Here is a 14,028-nt window from a genome sequence, read left to right on the forward strand (position 1 = left end):
GATCGGCCCCTGGGGTCGGCGGCTTTGTTAGCAAAATGTTAAGAAATTTCATATCCGTTTCGATTTATTCTAAAATGAATCCAATTCGTTTTTGCCATAATGAGTCTAAAGTCAGGATTCCAATTTGAGAGATGGGGGAATGAACGATGGCCAAAGTTATGGTTGTGGACGATGCGGCTTTCATGAGAATGATGCTGAAGAGCATGCTGACGGAGGAGGGGCACGAGGTGGTCGCCGAAGCGGTGAACGGGGTAGAGGCGGTGGCCGCTTATTTGTCGACCAAGCCCGATTTCGTCACAATGGATATTACAATGCCTGAAATGGACGGGGTGGAGGCGGTGAAGGAAATCCGCAGGCTGGATCCGGCGGCAAGGATCATTATGTGCTCGGCGATGGGTCAAAAGGCGATGGTGGTCGATGCCATTACGGCCGGAGCGAAAGACTTCATCGTCAAACCGTTTCAAAAAGACCGGGTCATCGAATCGGTTAATAAAGTGTTGGGGGCTTGATTCTCCGTCCGACACCGGCAATCGAGGCCCCACTGGCAGCTCTTCACTTCCCTTTTGGCCGCATTTCCTCGGCGTGGACGGTTTTTTCATGTCATAATAAGGAATACTTGTATTGTACGGACTATGAAAAATGAAACCGTTCAACAGGAACCGGGCATATCTATGACCAGAAGGGAATACCGGATATATTTGCGCGGGCAGGAGCCCTGCCGGGGTGCGAGTTGAGGAGGAGCCATCTTGTGGACGAGACGGAATCTGATCTTATTGCTGCTTTTGCTGGCGGTGCTTGCTTTATCCGCAGTGGCCAAAGCATTGATGGAACCGTATAAGCCTGATGCGGCAGCGCTGGAGGCGATGAAAGGCGGCGAGGGGGTCGCCGTGACGGAGAGCAAGGAATGGATCATATTCGAGCCGGGGAAAGGGAAGAAAGCGGAGCCGGATATTTTGTTTTATCCCGGAGGCTTGGTCAGGCCTGAGAGCTATGCGCCTCTGGCGCTATCGCTTGCCAAGGAGGGCCTCCGGGCATGGATTGTCAAAATGCCGCTGAATCTGGCGATCTTCGGCGAGGACCGGGCTAGCCGGGTGATTGAGACGGAGCCGGGGCGTGACTTTATTATCGGCGGCCATTCGCTCGGAGGCGTCGTGGCGGCGCGGTATGCCGTCAAGCATCCCGAGCATTTGAAGGGCGTCTATTTACTGGCTTCGTATACGGACCGGAAAGGAAACTTGCGCGGGCTGACACTGCCGGTGCTGTCGATCGTCGGCACGTTGGACGGCGTATTGAACGGGAATGCGTTCGAGCAAGGAAAACGCTTCTTGCCGGACAAGACGGAGTATGCGGAAATTACCGGCGGCAACCATGCGCAGTTCGGCAGCTACGGCAAGCAAAAAAACGATAACCCCGCATCCATCCCCTCCGAAAAGCAGCTCTCGATAACCGTCAGCTTAATTGTTAACTGGCTTGAGCGCCTGGAACCCCCGGGCGGCGGCTCTCCCAAATAGTGAACTCGTTCAGCTTTGCTGAACATCGGGGAAACAGATGGGGACTCTACCCCACCTGATTCAAGGCACACCTTAGAGGTGGTATCTTAACCCGATAAAGTCGTAATCGGATAAACAAAAGCATGGAGACCTTGGTTGAATACGAAGGTCTCCATGCTTTTTTTGGAATGGGGGTCCGTCATGCCCCGGGTTAACGAATCGCCCGCGCCGGGCGAGCCGCCGATAGAAGCGCAAAGGTCGGGAGCGGAATCCGCTCAAGTAACGCCTTCGGCAGTGCCGGGAACGGGCTGGGCCGGGGCTAACGGCTCCCCGTTCTTATAATAGAGTGAGGGGCTCAGCAGCACGTAGAAGATATGTACCTGATCATAGCCGCATTCGCATAGCAGCTTATTCAACGCAGAGGCCACGGCATCGTGCACCTCTTGCTTTCGCGGAAACATCAAAATTTCCACGCTGCAGGGCACCTGGGTAATCGTCTCTGTAAGCAGCTGTTCGATCTTGACCTTCTCCTTGGCAATTCCGACAAGCTGGGCGAACTCGTCGACCACCCGGGGGGCAATCGACCTGAGGAGATCGCCGGTGAAGCCTTTAAATCGCAAGTATGGCATGATGACCGTCTCCCTGATTGATGATAAATGCGCTTCCTGCCAGTGGGCGCGCATCGGGTTGTCCGCAGCAAGGGAATGGCGGCGAATCGCCAATGTTGCGGGCAAAGTTCGTACAAAGCGGTTCGGATGAACGATAGTATTCCGGTTGATTATATGTTCATTTTTACATATAATTAGGTTCGACAAAATAGTACTATGGTTCAAATCATATGTCAATAACCGAATGGTGGAGGTATTATGAATACTCTATCCTATGGATTGCTCGCGATGCTGACCGGCAGCCCGCGTACCGGCTATGAGCTCATGCAGCAAATTCAGCCGCTTTGGAGAGCGAAGCACAGCCAGATTTATCCGCTTCTTGCCAAATTGGAGAAGGCGGGCTATGTCCGGTTCGTCACCGTAGAGCAGAAGGACAAGCCCGATAAAAAAATATATTCCATCACGGAGCAGGGGCTAGCGAAGCTGTGCCGATGGATTCCGGAAAAGACGGACGAGCCGGTCAAGCGCGACGAGCTGCTGTTGAAAGCGTACTGCGTTTCGTTGACGGACCCGCATACAGCCCGCAGCCTGATTCAACGCCGCATCGAGCTGTACGCCGGCCGGCTGGGCAAATACAAGCAGCTGCTGGACGATTTGAAGCAAGAGGAGGCCGGGGAGCCGGGCTTCGGTTCGCCGTCATTCGGCAATTATATTTTGCTGCAAAGAGCGGTAAGCAATGCGCAGGCCGAATTGGATTGGTGCGATTGGGTGACGGATCTGCTGATTAGGCAGGAAGGTTTTACCATGCTATAATCAGTGTAACAGGAAAAGACAACGTAAGGTTTGCGTGATTCTATATTAGTGACGGAGGACATGCATGTTTGCACGAGCTTCTGCAAAAATCGTTTGTTTAGGCGAATTGTTCATTGATTTGGTGCCGGAAGAAGATGCTTCGCTGTCCCCGCAGGAAGTATCGTTCCAGCAGACGGCGGGCGGATCGCCGGCGCAAGTGGCCGCCGCGGTAGCGAAGCTGGGAGGAGCTTCGCGGTTTATCGGGAAGATCGGCTGCGACGCGCAAGGCAGCTATTTGCGCGGCGTGCTTGACGACGCGGGGGTGGATACGGCGCTCGCCGAGACGGAAGCGGCGGCGACCGCAGTCGCAGCCGCGGCGCCCTGCGCCGCTGGGGAGCCGGACGGCATGTCCGGCTTCGAGCCCCGCGCGGACATGCTGCTGGAAGCGGCGGAGCTGGAGGCCGCATGGCTTGACGATGCGGCCGTGTTCCACTTCGGCTCGGCATCGCTGGCTGCGGAGCCGTGCCGAACCGCGACGCTGGAGGCGGCGCGCAGAGTAAAGGCGGCCGGCGGAATTATTTCATTCGCTCCGAATTTGAAGCCGGCCTTATGGCTGGATCAGGAGGCGATGCGCCGGGAAGTGTCGGCGCATGCCGCACTTGCCGACGTGCTGAAGCTGGCGGAGACGGAAGCGGCCGCCTTGACCGGCCTGGAGCCGGCGGAGGCCGTGCAGCAGCTGCTCGAATCGGGTGCCAAGGCGGTGGTCGTGACGCGCGGGGAGGACGGCTGCTGTGTTGTGACGCGCAAGGCGATGACATTGGTCCCCGGTATTCGCGTGAAAGCCGTCGATAAGACGGGGGCGGGGGACAGCTTTGTCGGGGCAATGCTGTTCCAGCTGGTGGAACGCGGAATTAAGGCGGACCGGATCGAAGACGAATTGACGGATGAAGAGACGGTCCGGCATATTTTTTCCTTCGCCAATAAGGTCGGCGCTATAACGACTACCCGGAAGGGCGTGCTTCAGGCATTGCCCGACTTGGCCGAAATCGAATCGGTTTAAAGCGCGAAAGCACGTGCCTTGCAAAAAGACCAAATGCCTGGAATGCAGTATCTGCTGCTTCCGGCCATTGGTCTTATTTTTCATCCGCTTGCGATCGGACGATCGCAAATTGATCAACGCGCCGCGCGATGCGAAGCTGCTGCGCCGTCTATTCCGCAAAACGGTCCGCGACCGAGCTCGCACCGAACGACAGCGGCTTGATGCGGGCCTCGTAGCCTACCGAGGTAACCCAGCCGCATATTTCCTGGATCAGCACCTTTGTATCCCCTTTGCTGCCGATATCGATATGAATTTCCAACGGCCACTCGGAGGTTAAGTCGCTGATGCCGTTTTCGCGGTTAAGCTGCTCGACCAGCTGCAGGCTCAGCTCGGTTTCCCGGTAAATTCGCGTACGCAGGTCGTGCAGCGGCCGGCTGTTCAGCTTGCGGTAAAAAAACCTTGCGCCGCTGCCGACGCGGTGAATGATGACGGCAGTAACCAAGGTCGTCCGCGATTTTGTCGTATGGGAGTCGGTGCCGATGACCAGCTTGTAGGCAGCATCAGGTTCCTGCTCCGCATAAGCGCGAAGTTGGCTAACCATCGTCTCAAGGGAAACGGCGCCTAGGGTCGGGCTTATAAATTGCATCATCTTGATCAACTCCTTCACAAAGTATAAAAGACTCCCTATATCCAGTTTACGTAAAATTGCAAAATTTAGGCGTCAAACCGTCCGGCGCACGATTCGAACCGGAGACATGCATGCCGGATGCATGTTCAAGACGTTGTGAGCGCAGCAGGTCCGAGCCATCTTTTAGCAGGAAAATGACGAAATATAAATAGGGCATGATTATTTTTTACAAAATATGTAAAAAATGGGAATGATGTGATTACGGACTCGAGAGGCTGATAAAGGGATGCATATTGCGATGGCGGTTATAAGCTTGCTGTCTGTTTGGTGTCTGGGGGATTGGAGGCATTGGAAGCTGTATCATCCGGCGATGCTTTTTATGGCTGTCGGAAATCTGTTATACCAGTTTTTTACGACCAATTATTTTTTGTGGCGGTTCAAGCCGGATTTTTACCTCAATCATACGACAACGGAACTAATATATACCTTTATTACGTTTCCCGCAACGGCGTTATTGTTTATCTCCCGATTTCCCGGCAAGAGAAGGCGGCAGTACATCCATATTACCGTATGGATAGCTATCTATGCCATTATGGAATATGTGTACATGCTGGCGGACCGGATCGAATATCGGCACGGCTGGAGTCTGGGCTGGTCGGTTATGTTCGATTGCGTCATGTTTCCTATGCTCATCTTTCATCACAAACATCCTTTGGCGGCTTATGGAACGTCCGTTATCATTTGCGTTACCCTGCTCTGGCTGTTTCAGGTACCGGTTCATGTGCCTACTGAGCAAAGGACCGGATGAAGCCCCGCCGTTCATTCGCACTGATTACAATTTTTACCCGCCTGGATACCATTTAAACCGCTGGCATAACGATTTTCGTTAGGACAACCGCCGACCGTTCTGGTATATTTAAATCATGGGAAGGATTGAAACGGATTACCGATAGCATGGGGGGCAGGCCTTAATGATCAAAAAACTGACGGCTCTTGGCGGACTTATTCTATTACTTTCCATCGGGTTTTGGTATAGCGAGCACCAGCTGTCCCAGACACGCGGCAGTCATTGGGAGGAAAGCCCCGTCTTTTCGTATTTTTCGATGACCTTGCGCGGGGAAGAAGGCCGTCTGGCTATTACGGATGCCCCTTTTAACGTGAAGAAGCAGGAGCGGTATTCATGGTTTTTTTGGACAGACCCGCAATCGCTGTTCGGCAAGCCTTTTCAAGTAAAAGGAATTAATTGGAAGTCAGGTCAAAGTCACTTGCTGTATGAAGGCGAGATAGGCGTGCCGAACCGGAACATAGGCGGGACGGCTCGTGCGGCCAGAGCTTTTTCGACGCTGGCGCTTCCGACGAAAGGCTTGTGGAAGCTGGAGGCGGTCGTCGACGGACAACAGGTGGGTAGCATTGTGGTCGATGTCAAATAAAACGGGACCCCGTCTTGTTAAGGTGGCCGGTAAGACAGCCTTTTGAACGCAAGCGGAAAAATATTGGTGAAATCGTTAAGTACAACCCCCGTTAATATGAAGTCCGGTACGAATTCGTCTGATAACGGACAGCAGTCCGCGGAAGTGGGTGCATGGCCGGCATAACGGCAATCAGGCGGTGGGTGTATGAACGTTTCGAACTGCAGCGGCTGCGGGAAATTACAGCGGCAGGCTGCCGGCTCCATGTGCTCCGGCTGTTTAAGGCGGCATATTGAGGACAGCCATACGGTAAAAGCGTTGCTTCAGGCGAACCCGGGGGCCAATATCATGGATATTGCGGAGCGGACGGGCTTCTCATTGAAGAAAATTAACGAACTGGTCGGAAGGTGAGCCCTGTGCAATGGCATAGGCATACCGGGGACCGGTTTTTTTGTTTGAACGAGCAAGCATGGCGAGTCGATGAAACGGCTACAATTGGGGCACGAATCTTCATAAGCCGCGCGTCTGTGCCAAATTAGTGAACTCGTTCAGCATTGCTGAACATCGGGGAATCAGATGGGGACTCTACCCCACCTGATTCAAGGCCCACCTTAGAGGTGGGGGTCTTAACCCGATAAAGTCGTAATCGGATAAAATATGCCATACGAAGCGGGTGGGATTACAGACAGGAGAAAAATATAATGAACATAGCAAACGCCGACTTTCTTAAGGATGAATTAAATTTGGATCTTTAGCATTATTTCATATTACTTGCACCCAATAGAGCCGGCCCCCCTTTACAACATTCGGAAAACAGATTATATTTGTATGAACAAACAATTTGAAGCTCCACCAGAAAATGAGGTATCGTCATGCTGGAAATTTACTTTAAAGAGTGCTTATACTTCACGGCCAATCGTCTCGGCAGAGTCCTCACCAAGATGGCGGAGGATGCGTTTATCGTAACCGGATTGTCTCCCACCGCCGCCTTTTTGCTTATGGCGGTCTATGAGAAGGATGGTATCTCTCAAAAGGAGTTGGGTCAGTACCTTCATCTCCAGCCCTCCACGGTGACGCGCGTCATTGAGAAGCTCGTAGCCAAGGGCTTGCTGTATAATCGGATGGACGGCCGGCTGTCGCTGATTCATGTCACCGAGAAAGGCAAGGCGCTGGAAGAAGTTATTCACCAGTGCTGGCATCAATTGCGGGACCGGTACTCGGCTATCATGGGAGAAGGAGGGGACGAACTTTCGCTTCGCCTTTACGAAGTGAGCAACCAACTGGAAGAAGTTGAATGAGTCATCATTTGTTTTTTTAAAAACATTTGATTGTACAAACAATTTAAAAGCGAGGAGGAATTACAATGACTTTGAAAATTAAAGCCTATTCCGATTTTGTTTGCGCGTGGTGTTTTGTCGGGAAGATTTCATTAGAAGAGGCTGTACAGGGCAAAGACGCGGAGATTGAGTGGATGCCGTACGAACTGAGTCCCAGTCCGGGTCCCACAGTCGATATTTTAAACGACCCGGTGAAGTCGGGCGGGATTAAACGTGTTATTTTTCCCATTGCAGAAGAACTTGGCGTTACCATGAATTTGCCCCCGGTTTCTCCCAATCCTTATACGCACCTGGCCTTTGAGGGATATCAATATGCCAAGGAGCAGGGGAAGGGAGGAGCATACATTCATCGCGTCTTTAACGCCTATTACCAGGAAGGAAAAGACATCGGCAATGTGCTTGTATTGACGGCATTAGCCGCCGAACTCGGGCTTGATGAAATCGCGTTCAGACACGCATTGGAAACAAGACGCTACCGGGAAGCCCACCAGAAAGCATTGCATCATGCTTATTATGAAAGCAAAGTTAGAGCGGTACCCACTTATATCATTGGCAGCCAGGTACTCCAAGGCTTTAACCGAAAAGAGACTCTGGAGAAAGCCATTCTAAAAGAGTTGGAAGCAGCGGACCATCCGGAAGGCGGAAGCTGTGGAATCGACGGGAATTGCCTGTGAGTTAGGGATGGAACGGAGGTTGAGCTATAGATAATCGTTAACGGCCTGTTTACTTGAGCTTTCCAATCGCCTATAATAAATAGTAAACTAGTTGACTAAATAGTGGGACAAGTGAACCTATGATGAAGCAGGAACCCAATTTGGATATTATCATGGATACGTTTAAAGCGTCGAATTTGCTTTCGAGATGGGGGGGCAAATTAGCGTCCAAGTGCGAGCTTACGAGCGTACAGCAGTGGCTGATACTCGGGGCAATCGCTCAGCCGGGAAAAACGTCTCTGGGCGATTTGACCAAAGATACAATGGTTACCAAGCAAAACATAACGAAAATGGTCGAACGGATGAAAGCATCGGGGCTTGTACTTACGTATCAGAAGCCGGGCGATAAACGTTACGTTTACGTAGAATTGACGAAGCTTGGCTATGCACGTTTGGAACAGTTGGAAGAGATGCGCACGGAAATGGACGGGAAATTGTTAAGCGCATTTACGGAAGAAGAGCTAGGGACATTTTCCCGGTTGTTAAATAAGCTGATTGATGAGCTTAAATAAAATGAAGAAAAGGAGGGGTTGTATGAAGACTGCAGCAAAAGTGGCCCTTATTACCGGGGCTGGACGGGGAATCGGCGCGGCGACAGCAAAAGAGTTGGCCGCTAGCGGCATTAAAGTGGCGGTGAACTACTTGTCCGGTCAAGAAAGTGCCGAGCGGGTAGTAAGCGACATTTTACGTCAAGGCGGCGAAGCGGTAAAAGTCCAGGGAGACGTCTGCGAGGCCGATCAGGTGGCGCGGATAACCGACGAGATCGTCGACCGGTGGGGGCAAATCGACATTATGGTCAGCAACGCTCATATCCCGTTTGCGGTCAAGCCTTTCCTTGACTTGACCTGGCCGGAATTATCGCAAAAGCTGAATCGGGAAATTCAGGCTGCGTACAATTTATCGCAAGCGATCTTGCCGATTATGAAGCAAAACGGGTATGGACGCATCGTCTATGTCGCGAGCGGAGTTGCTAAAAATCCGGGAATAGGCTTCATGGCACATGGAACGGCGAAAGCGGCGCTTGTCCAATTTGCGAAATTTATCGCGCAAGAGTTCGGCGAATTCGGCATTACAGCAAATGTCATATCACCGGGAGCGGTACAAACGGAAGCTTCCAGAGCGCAGCTCGAGAAGATGAGCGCGGCGATTGTGGCGGCGACCCCGGTAAGAAGAATAGCCCAGCCCGAAGATATCGCCAAAGCTATCGCGTTATATGCGAGCGAACAGTCCGGGTTTATTACGGGGTCCTATGTTCCGGTCAATGGCGGGAAAGATATGGTTTAACAAGTGGGAGTACCGTGTGAGAGGGGTCTATAGATACGATAAACTTCTTAATACAAAGAGCAGTTGTTTTTGGTAAATTGCTGTTTGTTCAACATCTCGGTTTTTCAGCCCTCGTAAAGGCAATGGCCCCTTTTTCCAAAGCCGAGGCTTTCCTTTCCACATGACCTTTGTTCATTCGCTGGCGTATGACAGAGGTAGGGCTGTCGGATTGATATTCTGAATAACAATTTGTTGGTAAACTCGAACGAGCCGGTTCCCCTGAAAAGGAAACAGGCTCGTTTTTAGCGTACCTGTGGAGTTGAAAACGGAAGAACCGCGGGATGTGTCTCAAGGTCCATCATGGTGGTAGCATCATAATTGGTATACCTGTTCGATTGAGTGGAATGAAAGCGATGTTCCCTGACACCCGGCATGTGGAATCTGTAATATTGATGGTGCGAAAAGATTAAGACAAAAATCCTGTTAAAGGATTCATAAAGTTGTAGTTGATAGTGATCTCACCATCTGCATTAATTTCAATCTTTCTTATCAAGTTATGTAGGATATCTCGTAGCGTTTCTTCGTCAGGAACATCCAGTTTGACAAACTTGCTTAACTCACTTTGAAAAGATTGCATGTACTGAGTCGAGGATTCTTCATTTGATAACAACTTTTCTAACTCCGCGGCGCAAGACTTTAATGCTTCCTGCTCTCTCGTGATTTCAATGATTGTCTCATCGTAGATTTCCTTATACTTAATCCTTCGGATGATGCCAATTGTCGGGTTACGGTCACTGGAGATTACATATAAAGGTGACAAGTACCACCCTCACATGCATTGTTTATTGATATGTCAAAATAATTTCTTATCGGATAAAGCTATATGGAATATATATTCCCTTAAACGTGGTAGGGTATCGAGGAAATTTTGTGTAGAAGAAATCCTAATTCAGAAAATTTGGTTCTTGTTGATGAACGGACAAGTTGCGAACCTTAAAAATATAGAATCTATTGAACTTGGTTACTCCTGCATGATTGATAAATTCCGTGATGAGGATTATACAGAGTTATTCAAATACATCACTAAGAACGATAATGGGAAAATGACATATGAGCAATTTACTATTTTGAGGGAAGCGCTACAAAATAAGCGCCAGATTCAAGGATACGGCTTGTTACATCGGATTAGTGATGACCAGTCTGAAGCAGTTGAAGAAGAAGTGGCAGCGATATACGCTGAAATAAGAAGGGAACTCGATAGTGATAAACTGAAAAATGTACGTACAGTATTATTGGCAAGCCGTCGATATCATGGCAAAAAAGACTGAATAAGAAGATAAAGTCCGCCATTCATGGTGGGCTTTTCTAGATACATTAGAAACTTCTCGTCCCAAAAAGAGGAATTTCATTGTTAAAAACAAAATACTAACTAAGAGAAAACGAATAAATGGGAGTTGCTTCGATGCCACCATATTTTTCAGTACATTATTCATTTCCATATTCAAGTTTTACACAGGATTTTGTAGACGAGATTTACAACACAATATTTAGTTACTTTCCTTTTAAATCAGGTTATTGGATGTCAGAAAACAATACGCTCGAAGAAATAATAAGTTGGAATACCTCCCTTCTTTCTAAGAAATTCAATCTAGGATTTGACCAGCATGTAAAGCATGATTATAAACAAATTCTCCTTGATTCTGATTTATACAGCCATCTTCGTTTATTTTGGATGTACCAATCTAACGAAATTATTTTACATCTGATTGTCCCTGAAGATGATATTTTCTTGGATGATGAATTATTGAGGTACAACAGTTCGAAGCTATTACCTCTCCTTAGTCTTGCTGTTAAGATATGGAACTCATTTGGAGTTAACACAATTCAGACATATCATGAGTTAGGTGCACCAACAAGTTATAAGAAACTCTTGAATGGCCAACAGCCATCGACGGAACCATTCAGCATTTTATTGCCTGAAGCGTTTAGTCGATTTGAGGAAGTGTTAAACGACAAGTTCTTAGTAAAGAAATTTATTCAAGGTGTGTTAATAATTGAGAAAAACTATTTTGATTTAGTTGATACATCTATATTATCCCAACACCTAATGGGGGAGTGCAATGACTGAATTAAATCGAAATTATAAAAAACAAATAAGTAAACAATACGAGAGTCACTTTTTAGAATTAAGAGTTATTGTTAACTCTTTTGACCCTTTGGGCTTAGTAGCCGGAGGTGCTCCAGAAAACGAACATGATAACATTACTCAGAAACTCATTTCTCTGTTGTACGATGACCGCCTTGACGAAGTGAAAAGCTTATTGAAGGATTGTTATGAAGAGTACGGCTTCAACACTAAAGAAGAAATTAACGAGAAGTTCAAAAATAAAATTGAAAGTACATATAAACAAGTTGAAGATTGGTATAAGCAGTTTCGGCAAATCTAAACATCATAGCAATTTTTATGTGTAGGCTTTTAGGTGAACACTGCCACATCCACATCCATTTAGTTGTTGTCAATAATGCTCAATCCACACATGTGGAGCGCTGTTCGCTGTGAAGTGCGGAGGGACAAATTAAATCGGAGATATGTTGGCGGAATAAGCAAAGAGGGGCGGAGATCCCCTCTTTTTCGTAATTGTATTGCAAGCTATACTGGTAAATGCAGTCGATGGCGAAGAATATGGAAGAAAACGTGAACTTAAGAAACCGTATGACTACTTCATCCATTGATCAAACCAGGAGAATGCGTCTTCCTGCATGTTCACATTAAACTCATGCGGGTTGCTGTAAAATTGACTTTTTAATTTTCCCGAATGTCCCAGCCTTTGATAAACTTTTTCGATCTGGGCATTGGCCTCATGCATTCCATCCAAATGAAATAAGTGATCTTCGGAGCATTGTTGAATAAATAAAGGATTGGGTGCAGTTAGAGTTACTACGTCCGGCAAATCTAAGGAGGAGGTTAAATTGGGAATATAAACCATATAGGTATGGTTTCTTAAACGGTTCCATTGCAAGGAATGATAGGAGGTCATCCAGCCGGCAACCACCGTACATTTTATTCTTGAATCAAGCGCCGCCAGATGCGCCGCCCTGAAACCTCCGATGGATAGACCGCAGCAGCCGATTCTTTCGATATCCACTTCTTTTCTGGTATATAAGTAATCGACACATGCTCTATCGTCATGAAATAATATTCCGGGCCACGTTGTTCCGGAAATAAAGATGTGTTTCACGAGCAAAGATTCGAAGTAACCGCACATTTTATTGTACGTATTGATATATTCATCCGTGCCCGGCGTCAAACCGTTCAGCTTGTACGGGCAATTTTCCAGCGCCTCATCCGTTAAATGATTGATGTCAAGTTTTCTCGAGCCAAAATAGAACCCGTCAATACTTAGTACAATATATCCTTTTTTGACCATTTCATTTGCCCAAGAACGACCGCCGTAATATGTCTTTTTAAAGTTCTTTAAGAGATCAGACTCTTCTTCCTGAGCTATTATTTTTTCTCTTCCCAGGTAATAGAACCCCCCATGATCGTGGATTCCGATAATCGCCGGAAATGTCTTTCCGTTCCCTCTGGGAATAAGCAGAGTTCCTCTTACTCTTACGTTTTTTGCCGTGCTGAATTCGATCTCTTCCTGGATAAAATCTGCTTTTTCAAATACATTCAATACTTTGGCATCTAACGGTGCCGGCTCGGGAAAATAATTCAGAAGCTTAAATAGATGCGATTTGGCTATCGTTTTCCATTGTTCGAAGTCAGCCCATGAATCGGAAAAAAAAGAAAGCGTCTTTTTTTGCTTCCCGCTGTATGCTGTCAGAAACGTATAAAAATTGCTTATATCATTTTTTAAGCCATCCATTATTTTATTAGCTCCTTCGTCACGGAGTCCCGTTTTCATAAAGATTTAACCTTTTACCGCTCCGCCTGCAAGCCCGCCGATAATCAAATTTTGCATAAACAGATAGAGAATAGTGATCGGCAGCAGAGATAGGAAACAAGCAGCGAAGGTCATGTGCCATTGTTGAAAAAAATCGTTTTGGACAAATGAATAAATTTCTACGAATAATATTTTCCATCGGGTTGTACCCAAGATGGCCATCGGCTGAATAAACGAGTTCCAAACATTAATACTGAAAAAAATGATGACGCTGGCCGTACAAGGCTTCAATAACGGAAATACCATATTAAAGTAAGTCCGGTACGGTCCGCAACCGTCCATAAATGCGGCTTCTTCAATCTCTTTAGGGATCGTTTTCATAAATGCCGTGTATAAAAAGACGGAGAGAGAGGTAAATTGGGCGATAAAGGTAAGCATTAATGCTAACGGAGTTCTTAATATTCCCAATATACTTAATAGCTTGACTAAAGGAATCATATAGATTTGGAACGGGATCAATACTCCGGCAATAAAAAATAAATACAGAAATCCGTTAATTCCAGACGATCTTCTGATCAAGGCATAGGCTGTCATGGATGAAAAGATGACCAAAAAAGATACTACAATAACAGTAGTGATCAGACTGTTTTTTAAAGCTTCTAAAAAATAAGTTTCTTCAATCACTTTTATAAAGTTGTCCAAGCCCCATTTTTCGGGAAGAAAATAAGGGTTGACGAGAGCTTCCTGATACGATTTAAACGAATTGACAACCACGATATATAAAGGAAAAACGTATATAACGGCAAGAATCAAAAAAACGAGATCGACTTGGAAAAATTTTTTTATACTATGACCCATC

Annotated in this window: 19 protein-coding genes; 14 read left to right on the forward strand and 5 right to left on the reverse strand. The window is 47.5% G+C overall.

The genetic code is table 11. The features are described 5' to 3' along the window. Nucleotides 1-146: 146 nt before the first annotated feature. Both E1757_RS25860 and E1757_RS25865 read left to right on the forward strand, forming a co-directional pair. Nucleotides 147-509: a response regulator gene (locus E1757_RS25860; protein WP_133233625.1), complete on the forward strand. Its 363-nt coding sequence runs from the start codon at nucleotides 147-149 to the stop codon at nucleotides 507-509. A 237-nt stretch (nucleotides 510-746) separates the two neighbouring features. Next, nucleotides 747-1,511, forward strand: coding sequence for an alpha/beta fold hydrolase (locus E1757_RS25865; RefSeq protein ID WP_246079502.1), 765 nt, complete (start codon nucleotides 747-749; stop codon nucleotides 1,509-1,511). 254 nt (nucleotides 1,512-1,765) lie between these two features. Here the strand turns inward: E1757_RS25865 and E1757_RS25870 are convergent, their stop codons facing one another. Continuing rightward, the gene (locus E1757_RS25870; protein ID WP_133233627.1) at nucleotides 1,766-2,119 is read right to left on the reverse strand and encodes a DUF1904 family protein; all 354 of its coding nucleotides are present in this window, start codon (nucleotides 2,117-2,119) and stop codon (nucleotides 1,766-1,768) included. A gap of 237 nt (nucleotides 2,120-2,356) precedes the next feature. Here E1757_RS25870 and E1757_RS25875 point away from each other — a divergent pair, with 237 nt between their 5' ends. Both E1757_RS25875 and E1757_RS25880 read left to right on the forward strand, forming a co-directional pair. Further along, nucleotides 2,357-2,911, forward strand: coding sequence for a PadR family transcriptional regulator (locus E1757_RS25875; RefSeq protein ID WP_133233629.1), 555 nt, complete (start codon nucleotides 2,357-2,359; stop codon nucleotides 2,909-2,911). 64 nt (nucleotides 2,912-2,975) lie between these two features. Beyond that, nucleotides 2,976-3,950: a carbohydrate kinase family protein gene (locus E1757_RS25880; RefSeq protein ID WP_133233631.1), complete on the forward strand. Its 975-nt coding sequence runs from the start codon at nucleotides 2,976-2,978 to the stop codon at nucleotides 3,948-3,950. A gap of 148 nt (nucleotides 3,951-4,098) precedes the next feature. On the opposite strand, the gene E1757_RS25885 is transcribed toward E1757_RS25880, so the two are convergent. Then, nucleotides 4,099-4,578, reverse strand: a complete 480-nt coding sequence (locus E1757_RS25885; RefSeq protein WP_342774597.1) for a ribonuclease H-like YkuK family protein — start codon at nucleotides 4,576-4,578, stop codon at nucleotides 4,099-4,101. Between the two features lie 277 nt (nucleotides 4,579-4,855). Between E1757_RS25885 and E1757_RS25890 the strand changes: the two genes are divergently transcribed. From E1757_RS25890 to E1757_RS25920, 7 genes are all read left to right on the forward strand, one after another. After that, nucleotides 4,856-5,365 carry a CBO0543 family protein gene (locus E1757_RS25890; RefSeq protein WP_246079503.1) on the forward strand — a complete coding sequence of 170 codons (510 nt, stop codon included), beginning with the start codon at nucleotides 4,856-4,858 and terminating at the stop codon, nucleotides 5,363-5,365. 163 nt (nucleotides 5,366-5,528) lie between these two features. Further along, nucleotides 5,529-5,987, forward strand: a complete 459-nt coding sequence (locus E1757_RS25895; RefSeq protein ID WP_133233635.1) for a DUF4871 domain-containing protein — start codon at nucleotides 5,529-5,531, stop codon at nucleotides 5,985-5,987. A 186-nt stretch (nucleotides 5,988-6,173) separates the two neighbouring features. After that, nucleotides 6,174-6,377: a hypothetical protein gene (locus E1757_RS25900; protein WP_133233637.1), complete on the forward strand. Its 204-nt coding sequence runs from the start codon at nucleotides 6,174-6,176 to the stop codon at nucleotides 6,375-6,377. A gap of 461 nt (nucleotides 6,378-6,838) precedes the next feature. Then, complete coding sequence (locus tag E1757_RS25905; RefSeq protein ID WP_133233639.1) at nucleotides 6,839-7,264, forward strand: MarR family winged helix-turn-helix transcriptional regulator; 426 nt, start codon at nucleotides 6,839-6,841, stop codon at nucleotides 7,262-7,264. 65 nt (nucleotides 7,265-7,329) lie between these two features. After that, nucleotides 7,330-7,977: a DsbA family oxidoreductase gene (locus E1757_RS25910; protein ID WP_133233641.1), complete on the forward strand. Its 648-nt coding sequence runs from the start codon at nucleotides 7,330-7,332 to the stop codon at nucleotides 7,975-7,977. Between the two features lie 119 nt (nucleotides 7,978-8,096). Beyond that, nucleotides 8,097-8,528: a MarR family winged helix-turn-helix transcriptional regulator gene (locus tag E1757_RS25915; protein WP_133233643.1), complete on the forward strand. Its 432-nt coding sequence runs from the start codon at nucleotides 8,097-8,099 to the stop codon at nucleotides 8,526-8,528. A 22-nt stretch (nucleotides 8,529-8,550) separates the two neighbouring features. Continuing rightward, nucleotides 8,551-9,300, forward strand: coding sequence for an SDR family NAD(P)-dependent oxidoreductase (locus tag E1757_RS25920; protein ID WP_133233645.1), 750 nt, complete (start codon nucleotides 8,551-8,553; stop codon nucleotides 9,298-9,300). Between the two features lie 445 nt (nucleotides 9,301-9,745). On the opposite strand, the gene E1757_RS25925 is transcribed toward E1757_RS25920, so the two are convergent. After that, nucleotides 9,746-10,099 (reverse strand): hypothetical protein, encoded by a 354-nt coding sequence (locus E1757_RS25925; protein WP_133233647.1) that lies wholly within the window; start codon nucleotides 10,097-10,099, stop codon nucleotides 9,746-9,748. 151 nt (nucleotides 10,100-10,250) lie between these two features. Between E1757_RS25925 and E1757_RS25930 the strand changes: the two genes are divergently transcribed. The 3 genes from E1757_RS25930 to E1757_RS25940 all read left to right on the forward strand — a co-directional run bounded on the left by E1757_RS25930 (nucleotide 10,251) and on the right by E1757_RS25940 (nucleotide 11,726). Then, entirely contained in the window at nucleotides 10,251-10,607 is a 357-nt protein-coding gene (locus E1757_RS25930; protein ID WP_133233649.1) for a hypothetical protein, read from the forward strand. Nucleotides 10,608-10,741: 134 nt separating this feature from the next. Next, nucleotides 10,742-11,407 carry a hypothetical protein gene (locus E1757_RS25935; protein ID WP_133233651.1) on the forward strand — a complete coding sequence of 222 codons (666 nt, stop codon included), beginning with the start codon at nucleotides 10,742-10,744 and terminating at the stop codon, nucleotides 11,405-11,407. After that, nucleotides 11,400-11,726 carry a hypothetical protein gene (locus tag E1757_RS25940; RefSeq protein WP_133233653.1) on the forward strand — a complete coding sequence of 109 codons (327 nt, stop codon included), beginning with the start codon at nucleotides 11,400-11,402 and terminating at the stop codon, nucleotides 11,724-11,726. The genes E1757_RS25935 and E1757_RS25940 overlap by 8 nt, the downstream gene beginning before the upstream one ends. A 270-nt stretch (nucleotides 11,727-11,996) precedes the next feature. Here the strand turns inward: E1757_RS25940 and E1757_RS25945 are convergent, their stop codons facing one another. Both E1757_RS25945 and E1757_RS25950 read right to left on the reverse strand, forming a co-directional pair. Next, nucleotides 11,997-13,151, reverse strand: coding sequence for an alpha/beta hydrolase family protein (locus tag E1757_RS25945; RefSeq protein WP_165972294.1), 1,155 nt, complete (start codon nucleotides 13,149-13,151; stop codon nucleotides 11,997-11,999). Nucleotides 13,152-13,196: 45 nt separating this feature from the next. Next, nucleotides 13,197-14,027, reverse strand: a complete 831-nt coding sequence (locus E1757_RS25950; RefSeq protein ID WP_133233657.1) for a carbohydrate ABC transporter permease — start codon at nucleotides 14,025-14,027, stop codon at nucleotides 13,197-13,199. Between the last annotated feature and the right edge of the window lies 1 nt (nucleotide 14,028).

It is taken from the genome of Paenibacillus piri (assembly GCF_004354045.1).
Taxonomy (GTDB): Bacteria; Bacillota; Bacilli; order Paenibacillales; family NBRC-103111; genus Paenibacillus_S; species Paenibacillus_S piri.